This window comes from Lapillicoccus sp. (genome assembly GCF_025353065.1).
Lineage (GTDB): Bacteria > Actinomycetota > Actinomycetes > Actinomycetales > Dermatophilaceae > Lapillicoccus.
This window is the reverse complement of record NZ_JANXRJ010000031.1, coordinates 19,831-37,614: the sequence shown is the minus strand read 5'-3', so window position 1 is coordinate 37,614 and position 17,784 is coordinate 19,831. Positions and strand designations below refer to the sequence as shown.

The 17,784-nt window shown below is 71.8% G+C and carries 16 protein-coding genes and 1 pseudogene; 9 read left to right on the top strand and 8 right to left on the bottom strand.

The window, feature by feature from the left end; all coding sequences use genetic code 11:
* Positions 1-97 precede the first annotated feature (97 nt).
* The 4 genes from Q0R63_RS02490 (at position 98) to Q0R63_RS02475 (ending at position 4,835) form a co-directional block, all read left to right on the top strand.
* A complete protein-coding gene (locus tag Q0R63_RS02490; protein ID WP_295693501.1) occupies positions 98-1,141 on the top strand; it encodes an LLM class F420-dependent oxidoreductase in 1,044 nt (347 codons plus the stop codon).
* Between the two features lie 3 nt (positions 1,142-1,144).
* Positions 1,145-2,035 carry an oxidoreductase gene (locus tag Q0R63_RS02485; protein ID WP_295693498.1) on the top strand — a complete coding sequence of 297 codons (891 nt, stop codon included), beginning with the start codon at positions 1,145-1,147 and terminating at the stop codon, positions 2,033-2,035.
* Between the two features lie 92 nt (positions 2,036-2,127).
* Positions 2,128-3,303: an acyl-CoA dehydrogenase family protein gene (locus Q0R63_RS02480; protein ID WP_295693494.1), complete on the top strand. Its 1,176-nt coding sequence runs from the start codon at positions 2,128-2,130 to the stop codon at positions 3,301-3,303.
* A gap of 155 nt (positions 3,304-3,458) precedes the next feature.
* On the top strand, positions 3,459-4,835 hold the full coding sequence (locus tag Q0R63_RS02475; RefSeq protein WP_295693491.1) for an HNH endonuclease signature motif containing protein: 1,377 nt from the start codon (positions 3,459-3,461) through the stop codon (positions 4,833-4,835).
* Here Q0R63_RS02475 and Q0R63_RS02470 read toward each other — a convergent pair.
* The 6 genes and pseudogenes from Q0R63_RS02470 to Q0R63_RS02450 form a co-directional block, all read right to left on the bottom strand.
* The gene (locus tag Q0R63_RS02470; RefSeq protein ID WP_295693488.1) at positions 4,777-5,412 is read right to left on the bottom strand and encodes a hypothetical protein; all 636 of its coding nucleotides are present in this window, start codon (positions 5,410-5,412) and stop codon (positions 4,777-4,779) included. The genes Q0R63_RS02475 and Q0R63_RS02470 overlap by 59 nt on opposite strands.
* The gene (locus Q0R63_RS24475) at positions 5,406-5,879 is read right to left on the bottom strand and encodes an amidohydrolase family protein (protein WP_366521071.1); all 474 of its coding nucleotides are present in this window, start codon (positions 5,877-5,879) and stop codon (positions 5,406-5,408) included. Before Q0R63_RS24475 ends, Q0R63_RS02470 begins: the two co-directional genes overlap by 7 nt.
* Before the next feature lie 56 nt (positions 5,880-5,935).
* Positions 5,936-6,475 (bottom strand): annotated as a pseudogene (locus Q0R63_RS24470) (amidohydrolase family protein); the annotation flags it as partial.
* On the bottom strand, positions 6,472-7,314 hold the full coding sequence (locus Q0R63_RS02460) for an MBL fold metallo-hydrolase (RefSeq protein WP_295693487.1): 843 nt from the start codon (positions 7,312-7,314) through the stop codon (positions 6,472-6,474). The pseudogene Q0R63_RS24470 and the gene Q0R63_RS02460, both read right to left, overlap by 4 nt.
* Positions 7,238-8,503: an alpha/beta hydrolase gene (locus Q0R63_RS02455; RefSeq protein WP_295693484.1), complete on the bottom strand. Its 1,266-nt coding sequence runs from the start codon at positions 8,501-8,503 to the stop codon at positions 7,238-7,240. The genes Q0R63_RS02460 and Q0R63_RS02455 overlap by 77 nt, the downstream gene beginning before the upstream one ends.
* 52 nt (positions 8,504-8,555) lie before the next feature.
* The gene (locus Q0R63_RS02450) at positions 8,556-9,683 is read right to left on the bottom strand and encodes an FAD-dependent monooxygenase (protein ID WP_295693480.1); all 1,128 of its coding nucleotides are present in this window, start codon (positions 9,681-9,683) and stop codon (positions 8,556-8,558) included.
* Between the two features lie 107 nt (positions 9,684-9,790).
* On the opposite strand from Q0R63_RS02450, the gene Q0R63_RS02445 reads away from it, so the two are divergent.
* On the top strand, positions 9,791-10,549 hold the full coding sequence (locus Q0R63_RS02445) for an IclR family transcriptional regulator (RefSeq protein WP_295693477.1): 759 nt from the start codon (positions 9,791-9,793) through the stop codon (positions 10,547-10,549).
* A gap of 55 nt (positions 10,550-10,604) precedes the next feature.
* Here the strand turns inward: Q0R63_RS02445 and Q0R63_RS02440 are convergent, their stop codons facing one another.
* Positions 10,605-12,089 (bottom strand): LCP family protein, encoded by a 1,485-nt coding sequence (locus tag Q0R63_RS02440; RefSeq protein WP_295693474.1) that lies wholly within the window; start codon positions 12,087-12,089, stop codon positions 10,605-10,607.
* Between the two features lie 120 nt (positions 12,090-12,209).
* Between Q0R63_RS02440 and Q0R63_RS02435 the strand changes: the two genes are divergently transcribed.
* The gene (locus Q0R63_RS02435; RefSeq protein WP_295693471.1) at positions 12,210-13,043 is read left to right on the top strand and encodes a CoA transferase subunit A; all 834 of its coding nucleotides are present in this window, start codon (positions 12,210-12,212) and stop codon (positions 13,041-13,043) included.
* A 3-nt stretch (positions 13,044-13,046) separates the two neighbouring features.
* Positions 13,047-13,691, top strand: coding sequence for a 3-oxoacid CoA-transferase subunit B (locus Q0R63_RS02430; protein WP_295693468.1), 645 nt, complete (start codon positions 13,047-13,049; stop codon positions 13,689-13,691).
* 2 nt (positions 13,692-13,693) lie between these two features.
* On the opposite strand, the gene Q0R63_RS02425 is transcribed toward Q0R63_RS02430, so the two are convergent.
* Positions 13,694-14,512, bottom strand: a complete 819-nt coding sequence (locus Q0R63_RS02425; RefSeq protein WP_295693466.1) for a TIGR03089 family protein — start codon at positions 14,510-14,512, stop codon at positions 13,694-13,696.
* Between the two features lie 96 nt (positions 14,513-14,608).
* Between Q0R63_RS02425 and Q0R63_RS02420 the strand changes: the two genes are divergently transcribed.
* Together Q0R63_RS02420 and Q0R63_RS02415 are read left to right on the top strand one after the other, a co-directional pair.
* Positions 14,609-16,774 carry a hypothetical protein gene (locus Q0R63_RS02420; RefSeq protein ID WP_295693464.1) on the top strand — a complete coding sequence of 722 codons (2,166 nt, stop codon included), beginning with the start codon at positions 14,609-14,611 and terminating at the stop codon, positions 16,772-16,774.
* Entirely contained in the window at positions 16,771-17,784 is a 1,014-nt protein-coding gene (locus Q0R63_RS02415; protein WP_295693461.1) for a lysylphosphatidylglycerol synthase domain-containing protein, read from the top strand. The genes Q0R63_RS02420 and Q0R63_RS02415 overlap by 4 nt, the downstream gene beginning before the upstream one ends.

Sequence of the window (17,784 nt, the reverse complement as noted above, 5' to 3'; positions counted from 1 at the left end):
GCGACTCGTAGGGTGGGATACGTGACGGCGCTGCCGCCGTCGCACCCGGAATCGGCCGCGGTGACAGCCGCGGCGAACCAGCACGAGGAGCCCCACCATGAGATTCGGTATCTTCATCCCGCAGGGCTGGCGCCTGGACCTCGTCGGCATCGAGCCCGCACAGCAGTGGGCGACGATGCTCGGCCTGGCGAAGCACGCCGACGACAACGTCGACTGGGAGTCGATCTGGGTCTACGACCACTTCCACACGGTGCCGATCCCCACGGGTGAGGCGACGCACGAGGCCTGGTCGCTGATGGCGGCATACGGCGCGGCGACGACCCGGGTCCGGCTCGGGCAGATGTGCACCTGCATGGCCTACCGCAACCCCGCATACCTCGCCAAGGTCGCGGCGACGATCGACGTCATCTCCGGCGGGCGGGTCGAGATGGGTATCGGCGCCGGGTGGTACGAGCACGAGTGGCGCGCGTTCGGATACGGCTTCCCCGGCGCGGGGGAGCGGCTCGGGATGCTCCGCGACGGCGTCGAGATCTTCCGGCAGATGTGGACCAAGGGCATCGCGACGCACGCCGGCAAGCACTACACGGTGGACGGCGCGATCTGCCAGCCGCGACCGCTGCAGGGCACCTCCCTGCCGGGGTCCGCGGCCAACGGCATCCCCATGTGGGTGGCCGGCGGGGGCGAGAAGGTGACGCTGAAGATCGCTGCGCAGTATGCCGACTACACCAACTTCGACGGCAGCCCGGAGGGTTTCGCGCACAAGAGCGAGCTGCTCAAGGGCCACTGCGACGACCTCGGTCGCGACTACGGCGAGATCACCCGCAGCGCGAACTACAACGTCATCATCGGCGAGACGGAGAAGGAGGTCGCGGGCCGGCTCGACTGGATCGTCGAGCACTACCGCAAGGCCGGCGTCCCCGAGAACGTCATCGAGGGGCAGCGCAAGGGCATGCTTTCGGGGCCGACGGTCGGGACGCCGGAGCAGATCGTCGAGGCGCTGAAGGGCATGGAGGCCCAGGGGATGACCTACGCCATCACCAACTTCACCGAGGCGGCCTACGACACCTCCGGCATCGAATTGTTCGAGCGCGAGGTCATGCCCGAGCTGCGCCACCCTGAGCCGTCTCACGCGAAGGGCTGAGGAATGGCCTGGGTGTCCAGCTCGATCCCCGACCAGACCGGCCGGGTGGTCGTCATCACCGGTGCCAACTCCGGCATCGGGCTCGAGGCGGCAAAGGTATTGTCCCGCGAGGGCGCTCACGTCGTCATGGCGTGCCGCAACGTCGACAAGGGGGCGGCTGCGCAACGAGCGGTGGGCGGGAGCAGCGAGGTGCGCAAGCTCGATCTCGCCGACCTCGCCTCGGTGCACGCCTTCGCCGATGAGCTCGAGGGAGACGTCGACGTGCTGGTCGACAACGGCGGGGTCATGGCGCCCCCGCTGCAGCGCACCGTCGACGGCTTCGAGTCGCAGCTGGGCACCAACGTCATGGGTCACGCGGCGCTCACGGCGCTGCTCCTGCCGCGGGTCACCGACCGGGTCGTCTGGCTCTCGTCCGCCATGCACCGCTTCGGCCACATCGACCTCGCCGACCTCAACTGGGAGCACCGTCGCTACCGGCGCTGGCCGGCATACGGGCAGAGCAAGCTGGCCGACCTCATGCTCGCCTACGAGCTCCAGCGGCGGCTCACCCTCGCCGGTTCGTCCGTGCGTTCGGTCGCGGCGCACCCCGGCTACTCCTCGACCAACCTCCAGCGCAACATGGGCGGCCGGTTCACCGCGCCGCTGCAGAACCTCGTCGCGAGGGCGGGCTTCCTCGTCCAGACCGCCGAGGCCGGCGCCTGGCCGACGCTGTATGCCGCGACGACGCCCGACCTGGTCGGCGGCAGCTACGTCGGGCCGTCGGGGCCGGGGGAGATGACCGGCGCGCCGCACCTCGTCGGCTCGAGCGACGCGTCGCACGACGCGGCCGTCGGGCGTGCGTTGTTCGACCAGGTCGAGGAGCTGGCAGGGGTGTCGTTCGGGCTGCCGGCCTGACGGTGGCCCGGCCGAGGAGTCCTCGGCAGAGGGTGAGGCGGGCCACACCCGCGGCGGTGGGCCCGCGGCATACCGGGGAGTAACCTCCGAAGGTGAGTACCGTCGTCGCCGCCCAGGACACCTACCCCCTCTTCGCGATCCCCGAGGACCATGAAGCACTGCGAGCGGCGGTGCGGGCCGTCGCCGAGGCGAAGATCGCGCCGTATGCCGCGGAGGTCGACGAGGACGCGCGCTATCCGCAGGAGGCGCACGACGCGCTCGTCGCGAGCGACTTCTTCGCGCCGCACATCCCGGAGGAGTACGACGGGGTCGGCGCCGACGCCCTCGCCACCTGCATCGTCATCGAAGAGGTCGCCCGGGTGTGCGCCTCGTCGTCGCTCATCCCGGCCGTCAACAAGCTCGGCTCGATGCCGATCATCGTGGCGGGCTCCGAGGACCTCAAGCGCCGCTACCTCACCCCGCTCGGTCAGGGGAAAGCGGCCATCTCCTACGGCCTCTCCGAGCGCGAGGCCGGCTCCGACACGGCATCGATGAAGTGCCGCGCGACCCGCGACGGCGACGACTGGATCCTTCACGGGCAGAAGTCGTGGATCACCAATGCCGGTGTCTCCGAGTACTACACGGTCCTCGCGGTGACCGACCCCGACGGCCGGCGGGGGGCCAACGTCTCGGCGTTCGTCGTCGAGAAGTCCGACCCGGGCTTCACCTTCGGTGAGAAGGAGCGCAAGCTCGGCATCAAGGGCTCGCCGACCCGGGAGCTGCACTTCGACCACGTCCGCATCCCGGGCGACCGGATCGTCGGCGCGGAGGGTGACGGGCTCAAGATCGCGCTGCGGACCCTCGACCACACGCGCGTGACCATCGGGGCGCAGGCCGTCGGGATCGCGCAGGGAGCGCTCGACTTCGCGATCGGCTACATCAAGGACCGGCGGCAGTTCGGCAAGGCGATCGCGGAGTTCCAGGGGATCCAGTTCATGATCGCCGACATGGCGATGAGCCTCGAGGCGGCGCGGCAGATGGTCTACGTCGCCGCGGCGAAGTCCGAGCGCAGCGACGCCGATCTGTCGTTCTTCGGCGCGGCGGCGAAGTGCTACGCCTCCGACGTGGCGATGCAGATCACCACCGACGCGGTGCAGCTGCTCGGCGGCGCGGGCTACACGCGGGACTTCCCGGTCGAGCGGATGATGCGCGACGCGAAGATCACCCAGATCTACGAGGGCACCAACCAGGTGCAGCGGATCGTGATGGCGCGGCAGCTGCTGAAGTAGGAGGGCGTCGCGGCGGGGACGCAGGAACGGCACGTGCCCGGTATGTCCGGCCGCTGGGGCGGCATACCGAACTGGTGCCGGTCCTGTGTCCCGTTGGTGGCGCGTTGACGAGCGGCGTTTTGTGACAGTGGGACTCGTCGGCGGCCGCCTGAGTAGTGACGTCGGAGGGGTGTCGGTGGTCGCCGCGAGGTTCGTCGTATGGAAGATCTTCGGTACTTCGAGCGGCGGGTGGCGATCGATGCCGCGGTCGACGCCTTGGCCGGATCGAGTCGTGCCTCTGGGAAGCGCAGACCGCCGACCTCGGACCACTCTTCCGTCGGATCGACGACCTGGGCCGCCGCGTCGAGTCGGCCCGGGTGGCGGTGCTCGCGGAGGCGATGGGGCGGGGCGAAACCACAGGGACCGTGGCGCGGGCGCACGTGGGATGGGTGCTGGAGTGGGCGCCGTCGTTGCGGGGTGGCGGCGCTGGGCGGCTGGTCGAGGTGGCTCTGGCGAGCCGGGAGGAGCGTCACGCCCAGCTGCGGGAGGCGTTGCTGGACGGTCGGGTCGGCGTCTCCGACGCCGCCGTGTGCCTGACCGAGATGGAGCGGCTGCGGCACCGGCTGCGGCCGGAGGCGGTGCCGATGGTGTGGGAGGGGTTGCTGGTCCTCGCCGGTCTGGAGGGACCGCGGGCGATCCGGGCCCTGCGTCCGGCGCTGCTGGCGCGCTACGGATCGGGCGACGAGCTGGAGAAGCTCGACGATCGGGCGCGGACGCAGGTGCGGTTGAGCCAGCCGGTGACGGCGGCCGACGGGCTGCACGAGTATGCGTTGCTCCTCGGCACCGAGAGCCGGGCCGTCCTGGAGGCGGCCCTGGGTCCGGTCTCTGCGCCCTGCCCGACGGACGAGGTGCCGGACCTGCGGCCGTCGGGCCAGCGGCGGGCGGAGGGGTTGATGACCCTCGTGCGGCGTGCGGTCGCGTCGCCCGAGTCGGTGCCGACGTCGTCGAAGGCGACGGTGTTCGTGACGATCGACCTCGAAGCCCTGCAAGCTCGGATGCGGGCGGCCGGCTTCGGGTGTTGCGGCGAGGCGGATCAGGATCTGGTGCGGGGTGGGACGACGGTGGGCAGTGCGGATGCCGGGAGCCTGCTGAGTCCGGCGACCATGCGGCGGATGGCCTGTGACGGTGGGGTGATCCCTGTCGTCCTCGGGTCGATGGGCGAGGTCCTCGACCTCGGCCGGGAGGTGCGGCTGTTCACCCCGGGACAGCACAGAGCCCTCTGGCTCCGTGACCGACACTGCACGATCCCGGGGTGCTCGATGCCGGCGCAATGGTGCGACGCGCATCATTTGGTGCACTGGGTCGACTACGGAGAGAGCGAGATTCGCAACGGGGCGCTGCTCTGCGGCTATCACCACTCCTGGGTGCACACGAAACGGGTCGCCGGTCGGGTGGTCGTCGACGCAGAGCGGGGCGAGCACGTCGTGTGGGACCTCAGGCCCGGCTCCTACGACGTCCGCGGGCCGGACCCGGGTCCGGGTGGTCGAGCGTGATCCCGCCTCGCACCCCGCCGACGGCGGGGCCATCGGCGCGGCGGGTGGCGTCCGTCGTGGGTGCGGTCGGCGCGGTCGGCGCGGTCGGGGTGGTCTCGTGGTGCCAGGCGAGCAGTCCGAACCAGACGACGACGAGGACTCCGGGAGGCGCCAGCAGGCTGACCGGCAGGACGCTGCCGAAGAAGGTGTAGATGCCCAGCCAGAGGCCGACGACGACGCCGAGGATCCGCTCCGAGCGTGGTCGGCAGAGCAACGCGGCCGTGATGATCCAGGTCGCGGCCAGGACGTGACCGCCGAGTCGGACGGGGAAGGCGATGTCGTAGGGGACGTTGTTCAGCGTCATCGCGCCGCTGGTGATGTCGAGCGCGAGCCAGGCGAACCCCGCTGCCCGGGCCCAGTCGGGCGCCGGCATCCGGCTGACCAGGAACAGCACCGAGAGGTGGAACAGCATCCCGAGGGCCGCACCGACCTTCGAGCCCGGCAGAGCGACGCCCAGGATCAGCGTGGGGGTGAACAGGGCGATGGGCAGGATCGCGATGGTGCGGAAGCTGAGGATCTCACGGTCGAGCGTCAGCATGACGTCTCCTTGGTTGGGTCGTGAGCGGTCCCGAGCAGCGCGTGGGCGTTTCGGGCGGTGAGGGTCCGCCAGGGGGTGTCAGCCACGTCGCGCCAGCCGGCGTCCAGCGAGTCGATCTGCCGTCGGACCGCATCAGCTGGCGTGAAGCAGTGGTCGCTCCCGTAGAGGATCCGGTCCGTGCCGACGCGTTTAATCAGCGCGGCGGCGTTGTGGGGCAGGGGAGTACCGGCGAGGTCGAACCAGAGGCGCTGCAGCCCCGCGGCGGGCAACTCTCTGCTCCCCGACTCCTCTGTCCTCGACATCCCGGCGCCCTCCTGGCCGGCGGGCAGGGTCGCGAAGAGCTCCCACCGGTCGAGGATCGCGGGCAGCAGGGCACCGCAGTGCGGGACGACGACCTCGACCGCGGGGTATGCCGCGAGGGTGCCGTGCTCGACGAGGCCGACGACCGCGCGGGTCGTCTCGACCATGAACTCGAGCAGCGGTCGGGGCAGGCCGAGAGCGGTCTGCGGCCAGCCCGGGGGGACGTGGGGTGGAGGAAGACCGTGGTGCCGCGGGCCTGGAATTGCTGCCACAAGGGCGCCATCACCGGGTCGGAGGGGTAGCGGCCGCCGGCATAGGTCGTGAGGACGGCGCCCACGGCGCCGAGGTCGTCGCAGGCGCGCTCGAGCTCGGCCAGCGCCGCGTCCATCGCGGGGAGCGGCAAGGTGGCGAAGAACCGGAACCGGTCGGGGTGCCTCGCGCACAGCTCGGCGACGTAGTCGTTGACCGCGGTCGCCAGGGCCCGCGCCTGCCTGCTGTTCTGCCCGCTGAGGTCTACACCGGGGGAGGACAGCGAGAGCACGGCCAGCTCGATGTCGGCCTCGTCCATCAGGCGCAGGTGCTGCTCGAGGGACCAGACCGGCCAGGCCGGCATACCGTCGGGCGTGGTGTGTCCTGCGGCGACGGCGGCCTCGACGTAGCCCGGGGGGAGGACGTGGGCGTGGACGTCGACCAGGCCCCCGCGCGCTGGCGTGCGCAGCGTGCTCAGCGTGCTCGGCGTGCTCGGCGAGCCAGGCGTGCTCACCACGTGTCCAGGTCGTCGGCGAAGGCGAGGGGCCGCTCACTCAGGCCGGCGATGGTCTGACCGGCGCGCGCGATGCCGACGGCGTCCATGGCGTTGTGGGTGAGCACGAGACGCTTGGCGCCGGTGCGTTGCATCAGCCGCCCGACCTCCTTGGCGGTGAGGTGCTGGTCGGCAAAGTGCCTCCGCAGGAACGGGATCGCGTAGCGGGGGATGTCGGACCGGGTGGCCAGGGTCTTGGCCAGCTCCTCGTCGGGATCGATGATCTCGCTGACCAGGAGGTCCACCCCGTGGCCCAGCTGTTCGACGGCGGGGCTCGGTCCGGTGTCACCGGTGTAGAGGATCGACCGGTCGGGCATGTCGAACCGCAGGGACAGGGACTGGAAGGCGGTGGCGTCGGCGCTGCCCGGGGCGAAGCCGTAGTGGGTGTTGCCGGCCGCGAGGACCGTGACGTCGCCGAGGACGAACGAGGAGCCGTCGGTGATCTCGTGCACCTCGACGAGCGTCGGGGCGAGATCGGTGGTGCGGGTGTTCTCCGCGTGGTCGAGGTCCGCGAGGTAGCGCTGGGCGGTCTCGATCTCGGCCACGGTCTGCCTGGTCCCCGGCGGCCCGTAGACGACCAGCGTCCCCGGCACGTGCTGCTGGATGCGGGCGCCCAGAAGGGCGAACAGCCCACCGGTGTGATCGACGTGCAGGTGGCTGATGATCAGCGTGGACAGCGCCGTCAGAGCCACGCCGGCCTTCGCCAGCTGCGCTGCGGCCCCGTCACCCACGTCGATGAGGATGGCGTGCTCGGCGTCGTGCAGGAGGTTCGCCGGTTGGGCGCGGTCCGGGTGGGGCACCGGTCCACCCATCGTGCCCAGCGTGGTGAACGCGTAGGCGTGCTCGAAGACGCTCGCCGTCGACAGCGTCGTCACCACCTGGGGTGGTCGCAACGCCGTCGCGGCCCACGCACCACCGATCGCCGCCGCCCCCACGGCACCACCCGCCGCCGCGCCGAGCAGCAGGGACCGCCGGTTGATGCGGTGCTGGCCAGCCTTCTGGTCGGCGTTCATCGGTCGTCCCCGGGTGGTGGCGCGTCCCCAGCGCCGCGAGGAAGCCCGAGACCAGCTCGCCGCACCGTGCCGGTTCGTCCAACCAGGGCAGGTGGCCGGCTCCGTCGATCGTCTGCAGCTGCGCGTCGGGCAGGATCGCGGCGATGCGCTGTGCGGTGGCCACGCTGCCGAACGGGTCGGAGGTCCCCCAGACCATCAGCACGGGCTGGGTGATCCGGCGCAGGTCCGCCTCGGTCAGGCGGAACCGCGGGACCGCGCCGCGGAGCCGGTTCATGACCTGCATGAGGCTCACGGTCGACACCTCGTAGTGGGGCAGTCGTCCGAAGGCGAGATAGCACGCGGCGAGGGCCTCCGGCTGACGGGCGATGGACTCGGGGGAGTGACCGGTGACCTTCAGCCCGTTCAGCGCGGTCTTCGCGGACCGAGGGATGACCGCGCGCAGGATCAGCGTGCCGAGCCCGCGGATCGAGGTCAGTCGCAGGGACAGCGGCGGACAAGAGTCGAGGACGTTGCCGGGGACGCCGACCAGGGCGAGCCCGCTGACCCGTTCGGGCCGGTCCAGGGCGAGCCACAGGCTCCATTCGCCGCCCATCGAGTGGGCGAGGACCGGCACCCGCTCGAGCCCGAGGTCGTCGAGCACGGCGGTCAGCGTCTCCACCGCGAACTCGCGCATGTCGACCTCACGGTGGTCCATGCCCTCGCTCAGGCCGCCGCCCGGGCGCTGCACGATGACGATGCGGTAGCCCGCCAGGTGCGGCAGCAGCGTTGCGAACGGGAAGCCGTCGCCGGTGTTGCCCGGGACGACGAGCAGGGGTGGTCCCTCGCCGACCTCGGTCACGCGCACCCGGAGCCCGGAGCCGGGCAGCGTCACGACATGCTCTCGCGGCTCGAGGTCGTAGAAGGTATTGAGCTGCTCCTCGGCGTCGCGGGCGGCGGCGACGCGGGGGTCATGGGGGTCGAGCGTCAGGTTCTTCATGGTCGTGCCTCTGAATTCCTCAGTCTGACAACGGCATACGGATGGGTGAGGCTCAGTAGGGCTGGGCGAGCGTCTGCAGCGCGGTCTGGATCACGGCGACGTTCTCCCTCGGGGCAGAGCCCTCCTGCTCGAGCCGCGAGAGCGCAACGCTCGTCTCCACGACCGTGCGGACCCGGTCGTATCGCCGCGTCATGAACGCCTCGAACGCCTCGGACAGCGTCGCGGAGGTGGAGACGCACTGCGCCAGGACCACGGCGTCCTCCAGTGCCATCCCGGCGCCCTGACCCAGGTGGGCGGTCGTGGCGTGCGCCGCGTCGCCGATCAGGATCGTGCGACCACGGTGCCACCGGTCGGGGACGAGGATCCAGTCGAAAGGACGGCAGATCACCTCGGCGTCCGGCGTCAACCGCCGGCGCAGCTCGACGACGGCCGGAGCGGTGTAGGAGTCGAGGAGCTCGGTGAACAGGGCGTGGACGTCGTCGTCGGTCAGGTGGGTCCGATCGGGCGCGTCGACGACGGCGGGGAGGTAGACGAGGTCCTGAGGCAGGGAGTAGAAACCGAGCCTCCCGACCGGTCCGTGATACCAGCCCTGGTCGGCGACGGGGGGTCCCGGGGCCATCCACCTCAGGCTGATCTGGCCGGAGTAGGTGGGTCCGGGAGCGTCCGGGAAGAGGTCGGAGCGGGTGGTGGAGCCGATGCCGTCGGCCCCGACGACCAGGTCGTAGCACTGCTGCTCGCCGTCGCTGGTCGTCACGAGAGACCCGTCGGCGCGCTCGTCCGCGGACACGAGGGTCACGCCGCTTCGGATGGTGACACCGAGACCGCGGGCGGCGTCGGCGAGGATGCGCAGCAGCACGGGCCGGTAGATGCCGATCGCCGTCTTGGCGCCCGGCCACTGCGGGAGGCCCGGGCCCGCGCTGGTGACGTGCCCGGCGGAGTCCATCTGGGTGAGCGAGGACGAGTCCGTGAAGGGTGTGCCGTTCGCGTAGCACTCCGCATAGACGCCGAGCTCGTCGAGTGCCTCGGCCGCCCGGCCGGAGATCGAGACCGAGGCGCCGGGGGGCGCCTCGTCGGCGAGCTCGACGACGTCGCACCGCACCCCCACCCGGGAGAGGGCGATGGCCGCGGACAGGCCGGCGATCCCGCCGCCGATGATCAGTGCGTTGGAGGGATGAGCCATATCGGGGCCGCCTTGGTGGTCAGGGTTCGCAGCCGTCCGGCTGTGTTCCTCACGCTAGGCTGGTGATCCATTCAAGAGAATGCGGATTCTACCCAGTGGAAGAGACGATGACAGAACCCGTCGAGCAGGCCCCCCGATCAGGGGTCCTCGAGCGTGCCTTCGCGGTTCTGGGTGCCTTCAGCCCCGACGACGTCGCGCTTCCCCTCGGAGTGCTCGCCCAACGCGCTTCGCTGCCCGCCAACACCACCCTGCGCCTCGCCCGCCAGCTCGTGGGGCTGGGTGCCCTCCAACGAGCGGAGGACGGCACCTACAGCATCGGCGTCCGCCTCCTGGAGTATGCCGCCCTGGCACCACGCGGACACGGGTTGCGCCGCGTCGCGCTCCCCTTCATGGAGGACCTGCTCCTCGTCACCCGCCAGCACGTGCAGCTCACGGTCCGCGAAGGTCAGGAGGCGGTGCTGGTCGAGAGGCTGTCGGCGCACGAGGCGCTGCCCGTCCTGCACACCGTGGGGGCGCGAACGCCGTTGGACGCGACCGGTGCCGGGGTCCTGCTGCTCGCCTACGCGCCCGTGGCGGTGCAGGAGGAAGCGCTCCGGGTGTTCGACCCGGGGCGCGGCGACGACACCATCACCACCCCTGCGCAACTGCGTCGTCGGCTGGCGTCCGTGCGGCGCGACGGCTTCATCAGCAGCGAGCAGCACCTGCCCTACTTCCGGGCGGGCGTGGCCGCGCCCGTGCGCGACGAGCACCGTGACGTCGTCGCCGCGGTGTCCATCGTCATCCCCGGCGGCAGCCCCGACCTGCGCCCCTTCGACCACGCCGTCCAGACGACGGCGCGGGCGATCAGCCGGGCGCTGCAGACGTGACGCGCAGATCAAGGACGAGGTAGCCCGCACCCCGGAGGACGTGCGTCCCGTCGGGTCAGCTCCCGGGGACGGTGCCCGCCGGCGCCACGGTCATCGGCTGGTCGTTCTTGATCATCGCGAAGAGGGCCAGCGCCTCGGTGGTGTTCCACTTCACCGCGACCCCGGCGTTGGGGGTCTGGTAGGCGGCGTTCGCGATGGGGACGACCAGGGAGAGGGTGTCGCCCCCGTCGACCCCGCGGAGCGTCTGGAGCACGCGGACGGCGTCGGTCATCTGGGTGTCCTGGCCCACCTCGAGCCCCTTGGCGGCGGCGTCGGCGAAACCCTTGTAGCTCGACGGCACCAGCACCGTCGACGGCGTGACCGCCTTCTTCAGGATCGCGCCGAGGAACTGCCGCTGACGCTCGGCGCGGCCGATGTCGCCGCGGGGGTCGGAGTGGCGAGCGCGGACGTAGCCGAGCGCGGTCGGGCCGTCGAGGGTCTGGCAACCCTTCTTGAGGTTGATCGCGGCGTAGGCGTCGTTCATGTCGAAGGGGACGCAGACGTCGACGCCGCCGAGGCTGTCGACGACCGAGGCGAAGCCGCCGAACCCGATCTCGACGTAGCCGTCGATGCGGATCCCGGTGGCCTGCTCGACCGTCGCGACGAGCAGCTTGGCGCCGCCGAAGGCGAAGGAGGCGTTGATCTTGTTGCTCCGGTAGCCGGGAATCGGCACGTAGGAGTCGCGGGGGATCGAGATGAGCGCCGGTTTGCCGCCGTGCTCGGAGACGTGGACGAGGATGATCGAGTCGGTCCGCTTGCCGATGTCACCGCCGCTCGCGTTCAGCTGCTTCTGCTGCTCGGGCGTGAGACCGTCGCGCCCGTCGCTGCCGACGAGCAGGTAGTTGTGCCCGGCCGTGGCGGCCGGGCGAGCGCCTGCCGGTGCGTCGTCGACCCGGGTGACGTTGCCCCAGGCGTTGAGCGGCACCCACACCATGAACGCGATCCAGGCCAGGACGACGAGCAGGATGACGGCGATGATCCCGCGTCGACGCGCCCGGCTGCGGCGGCGCGGAGGCCGGGGGCCACGGGTCGGAGGCTCACCGGCATACCCACGCCCATCGTCGGGTCGGACGTTCGGTCGAGCGCCGGGTCGGGCGTCGGGTCGGGCGTCGGGGCTGGCGTTCGGTCGGGCGTTCGGTCGGGCGTCGGGACCAGGGTCGGTACGTCGGCCGCGGGCCTGCCCGGGGACGTAGTCCGCGTCCTCCTCGTAGAGCGGCCCCGACGGTGCCTGGCGCGCGGCCGGACGGGCTGGCTCGCTGGCGGGCACATGGTGGGCGGGGGCCAGGGTCGGCTGCGCCGCCCGGGACCGGCCGGCAGCGGCGAAACGCTTCCCGCGGCGCCGGGTGTCGACCACGAAGTCGTCGTCCCACGAGGCTCCGTCGGCGTCGAACGAGGACTCGTCCCCGACGTCGTCGTTCCAGCGGTCGACGTGCTCGGACCGCCCGGCCCGCGCCTGCGGGATGGGGCGGGCCTTGTCGGACCCCGGATCACGGCTCGTCACGGGTTCACGCTGCTTTCCTCGGTCGGCATGAATGAGCCATGGTGCCACGTCCACCCTGTGGTGCCGCATCATCGGCACGCGCAAAAGCGCTGTGGATGCGGGGTGGATAGAGTCCGCGGCATGGACAAAGTCGTCGCAGACCCGGCAGCGGCCATCGCGGGCATCACCGACGGGGCCTCGATCGCGGTGGGCGGGTTCGGCCTCTGCGGGATCCCGAGCGTGCTCATCCGGGCCGTGCTCGACGCCGGTATCACCGACCTCGAGGCGATCTCGAACAACTGCGGGGTCGACGACTGGGGTCTCGGCCTGCTGCTTCGGGCCAAGCGGATCCGGCGGATGGTCTCCTCCTACGTCGGGGAGAACAAGGAGTTCGAGCGTCAGTACCTCACCGGCGAGCTCGAGGTCGAGCTCACCCCCCAGGGCACCCTCGCGGAGCGACTGCGCGCCGGTGGCTCCGGGATCCCGGCGTTCTTCACGCCGACCGGCGCGGGTACGCAGATCGCCGAGGGCGGTCTGCCCTGGCGGTATGCCGCCGACGGCACCGTCGCTCTCGCGTCGCCGCCGAAGGAGACGCGGGAGGTCGAGTGGATGGGGTCGACGCGCACCGTGGTCCTCGAGCACGCGATCGTCGCCGACTTCGGGCTCGTGCGGGCCCGCAAGGGCGACCGCCTCGGCAACCTCGTCTTCGAGAGGTCGGCCCGCAACTTCAATCCCGTGGCGGCCATGTCCGGGCAGCTCACCATCGCCGAGGTCGAGGAGCTCGTCGAGCCGGGTGAGCTCGATCCGGACGAGATCCACCTCCCCGGCATCTACGTGCAGCGGGTCCTGCCGCTCACGCCCGAGCAGGCGGCCGACAAGCGCATCGAGCGGCGGACGGTCCGGCCTGCGCGCGCCGCCCCACCGACCACCGCCCCACCGACCACCGCCCCCTCGAGCCCGACCACGGAGGTCTGAGTCATGGCCCTCACCCGCGAGCAGATGGCGGCCCGCGCCGCCGCCGAGCTGGCCGACGGCGACTACGTCAACCTCGGTATCGGGCTGCCGACGCTCGTCCCGAACTACGTACCCGACGACGTCGAGCTCGTCCTGCAGTCCGAGAACGGCATCCTCGGCGTCGGGCCCTATCCCTATGCAGGAGAAGAAGATCCGGACCTCGTCAATGCCGGTAAGGAGACCGTGACGCTCCGGCCCGGAGCGTCGATCTTCGACTCGGCGATGTCCTTCGGCATGATCCGCAGTGGCAAGGTCGATGCGGCGATCCTCGGGGCCATGCAGGTGTCCGCCGGGGGCGACATCGCCAACTGGATGATTCCTGGGAAGATGGTCAAGGGCATGGGCGGCGCGATGGACCTCGTGCACGGCGCGAGGAAGGTCATCGTCCTGATGGAGCACGTCGCCCGGGACGGCAGCCATAAGATCCTCGACGAGTGCACCCTGCCCTACACCGGCAGGCGCGTCGTCCAGCGGATCATCACCGACCTCGCCGTCCTCGACGTCACCCCCGGCGGCCTCGTGCTGCGCGAGCTCGCCGACGGGGTCACGGTGCACGAGGTGCGCGAGAAGACCGGACCGGTCTTCGCCGTCGACCTCGGCCCCGCCTGAACTCAGCCCCCACTCAGCCTGACGGTCACACCCTCGGAGGTGCGACGGGCCTGCTGCTCGCCGTCCGGGTCACGGACCAGGACGACCGAACCGTCGGCATACCAGGCGGAGAGGGCGTCGACGAGCACCCGGTCGAGGGTCCCCGCCAGCTCGACCCGGGGGCGGTCCCCCCACTCGGGTCGGGGCACGACCAGCGCGCCGTATGCCGCCGGGCCGGCTGCCACTCCCGCCGCCCCCACGAGCGCGACGGCGGCGGGAGACGGGGACTCCCAGGCGTCGAAGACGTCACCGTACGTAGCGAGTTCACGTGCCTCGTCGAACACGCCGCCGGGGGTGTCGAGGTGCCCGCGGGCGAGCATCGGGAGACTGACGAGGACCGCTCCCGTGCCTGAGCTGTGCGCCCCCGCGACGACGGTGACGTCGTCGCTGACGACCAAGGCGATGTCCCCGCCAAGATCAGCCACAGTGCCGGTGCTGGGGCCGCGGTTGCTGGGGGCGCGGTTGCTGGGGGCACGGTCGCCGGCTCCCGGCAGCACGAGGGTCGCGCCCACCGACCACACCGCCAAGGCCCAATAGACCGCCCGCCAGTGCAGCGGCAGGTCGAGCAGCACGCGGCTGCCCGACGTCACGTCGAGATCCTCCTGCAGGGCGTTGGCCGCCTTGGCGACCCAGTTGGTGAGCACCTTGGCCGAGAGCTCGATCCGCTCACCCCGGGTCGGCCCCACCGCGTCGTCGTAGAAGGTGAGGCGAGGGCGTGTCGCGTCCGCACGCAACGCGGTGGCCAGCACGTCGGCGGGCAGGACGGATCGCTCGGTGGGCACGCCTGACGGTACCCATCCGATCTCCCGGCCCAGTCGCTGGGACCCGGTCCGGCGGGTCACCGTGCTGCCACGCGTGCGGGGGTTAGGCTCCGGAGCATGCGCGACATCGGTGGTGCAGATCCCCAGTCCGCTTTCCTGCGAGCCGTCGTCGTCGGGCCGGCCGCGACCCCGTCACTCACCGTCCCGTCGCTCACCGCCTCGTCGCTAGCCATCTCGTCGCTCACCGTCGACCTCGACCTCATGCTGCGCGAGGCGGGTCACGACGTGACGCTGCTGACCGGGGCGCCGGTGGTCGGGGTCGCCCCCGACGGCCTGGCCGCGCAGGCCGAGCCCTCCTGGGTCAGGGCTCCGGCTCCCCGAGCGGTCCCGCTCCTCGGCTGGTCACGCCTCGACACCTGGGCCCGCACCGGCCGCAGGTTGCGGGGGGTCGACGTGATCGTCCTCGTCCACTCCGGCCTCAGCAGCGTCCCGGCGCTGCTCGCACTGCTTCACGGCGCAGGCGCGTCTGGCTCCCGGGACGGTGGCCGGCCCCGGATGGTCCTCGTGGCCGCAGAACCGTTGGCTCGTCCCGGTCGGTCCGGTTGGACGGCTCGCAGGGGGTGGCACGTGGGGAACCGACTCACGGCGGCCTTGGTCCGGCGGGTGGACGCCGTCCTCGTGCACGACGACGAGGCGGCCGTGGTGGCCACCGGTCTCGGTGCCGAACGGGTCAGCGTCACCGCGCGTCCGGCGTCCCGCCCCGAGCAGTCGAGGGGGGACCCGTCCGGTGTCATGCTGGGGAATTCCGCTGGGGCGTGGGCGATCAGCACCCTGACCGCTGCGACCCCCAGTGCCCGCGACGTCCTGGCGACGGGGCGACCGGGTGGCGCTCCCGCCGGCGGTCGGGGTGGTCCGGCCGGTCGGGAGGTTGGGGACGGCCGGGAGGTTCAGGACGGCCGCGAGATTCAGGACGGCCGGGAGGTCGGGGACGGCCGGGAGGTTCAGGGCGGTCGGACGCGGGTCGCGATCGGCGCCGTGGCGCGGGAGGTACGCCACGGGTTGGCTCTCGGATCCCGTTTCCTCAGTGCAGGACTCGTCAGCCGCGGGATGCGTCAACCCCCCTCTCAGTGTCTTGATCTCGAGCGAGCACGGACCGGTCGCGTCCCCGTGGGCCGCGCCCCGAACGGGCGGGCGACGGTGTGGCGGGCAACGTTCGGGGAGACGGGCACTGCAGTCGGGCCAGCTGCGGTCGGGCCAGCTGCGGTCGGGGCGCAGACGGTGGCACCACGGACCGGCAGGGACGACGACGACCAGGACGGCGCCCTGTCCGCCGAATGGGCGCACTACGTGGGGGTGCTCGAGTCGTTGGCGTCGCCCTACACCTCCGGGTCGACTCACTCCGGGTTCTCTGCCCCCGGGTTCTCTGCCTCCGGGTTCATTGATTCCGGGTTCTCTCCCTCGGGGTTGCCTACCGCCGGGGCGCCGACCTCCGGGTACTGCGACGCCCCCGGAGGCGTGGGTCCCGACCCGGTGGGACCCCTGACCGTCCGCCTGGCCGTCCGCATGACCGTCCGCACGAGGGCGGTCGTCGCGGGGTGGCGCGAGCGGGTGCGGGCGGATCGGACCCCGCGCGCCACCGTGCCGATGCAGCGCAGCGACCTGCCGGACTGGGTGGTGCCGACCGACGTCCTCGTCGACGCTGCCGACGGCGACGAGGCGAAGGTCGTGGCGCGCGAGCTCGGGCTGCCGAGGGTCCGCGACGGGGCGGAGGCCTGGTCGGCGCTCGGCGCGCTCGCCGCGGTCATCCGCATCGTCGACGACGGGCGCCGCAGCGCCGTGGTCGTCGACGAGTCGGGACCCCGGTCGACCCTCACGCGCTGGGCTCGCGCCGTCGGCTTCGCCCCGGTGTCGCTAGGCCTCGGTGGTCCCCGCGCCGACCTCGCGGCGGTCGACCTCGAGATGGAGACCCTGGACGTCATCGCGCGCGTGCACCCCGGCGGCTGCGATGCCGACGACGTCGACGAGATCGTTGCGTCGTCGTCCTGGCTGCTGCGCCCCGGCGGCATCCTGGTCGTGACCATCCCGCTCGGCCCGCCCGGCGCCCCCGGTGCCATCGCGCCGGCCGACGTGAGGGGGGTGGTGGCGCGGGCGCACGGGTTCGGTTTCACCCTCGTCGGCGACCTCGACGGCGAGCTGTCTGCGCTGATGACCGGAGCCGCGATGACGGCGACGTCGGCGGACACGGCATATGGGTTGGTGCGCCTGACCTTCAGGCGACAGTGACCCGCGACCGCGCCCTCTCCCTGCTCCGGGTCGCCGTCGCGCTGCTCGTCCTCGCCGTCGTCGTCCTGGGGGTCGCCCGTTCCTGGTCGCAGATCTCGGTCGACCTCACCCGGGTCGATATCGGATCCCTCGCGTTGTCAACGCTGTTCGCGGCCGTCGGCACGTTGCTCACGATGCTCGGCTGGCGGGTGCTGCTGACGGATCTCGGCTCACCGCTGCACCTCGCCCCGGCGGCGGGCGTCTTCTTCGTCGGGCAGCTGGGGAAGTACCTTCCGGGGTCGGTCTGGAGCGTCGTCGCGCAGGCCGACATGGCCAGCCGTCTCGGCGTGCCCCGGCGACGCACCGGTGTCGTCGGACTGGTGGCCATCGGCCTCTCGATCGTCACCGGTCTGCTCGTCGGCCTGCCGGCCGTCCCGCACCTCATCCGGACCGGGGGAGCCCCGCTCTCGGCGGCCCTCCTCGTGAGTCTCGTCGTGCTGCTGGTGCTGTGCTGGCCGGCGACCCTCAACCGGGTCGTCGCTCTCGGTCTGCGGGTGCTGCGGCGTGAGCCTCTCGAGCGTGAGCTCTCCACTCGCGCAGTGCTGCTCACCGTCGGCCTCTACATCCTCGCGTGGCTGTGCTTCGGCGGCCATCTCCTCGTGCTCGCCCGGGCCGTGGGGGGGACCGGCGCCGGCGCCGGCCTGACGACCGCCGCCCTCACGGGGTATGCCCTCTCCGGGTCGCTCGGCACGCTCACCGTGATCCTGCCCGCCGGCCTCGGCGCCCGGGAGGGGCTGCTCACCCTCGTCCTCGGCTCGGCGCTGTCCACCCCGGGCGCCGCTGCCGTCGCGATCCTCTCGCGGTTCGTCGTGACCGTCGTCGACGTCCTCGCCGCATTCGCCGGGTGGACGTATGCGCGTCGGCACCAGCTCCTCACCAGCGCCGGCTCCGGTGCGGCCGGTGACCCCGCCAACGGGACGAGCGCCGGGACCGGTACGGGCACCGGCCCCGGGGCGGCTCACGCGCCGTAG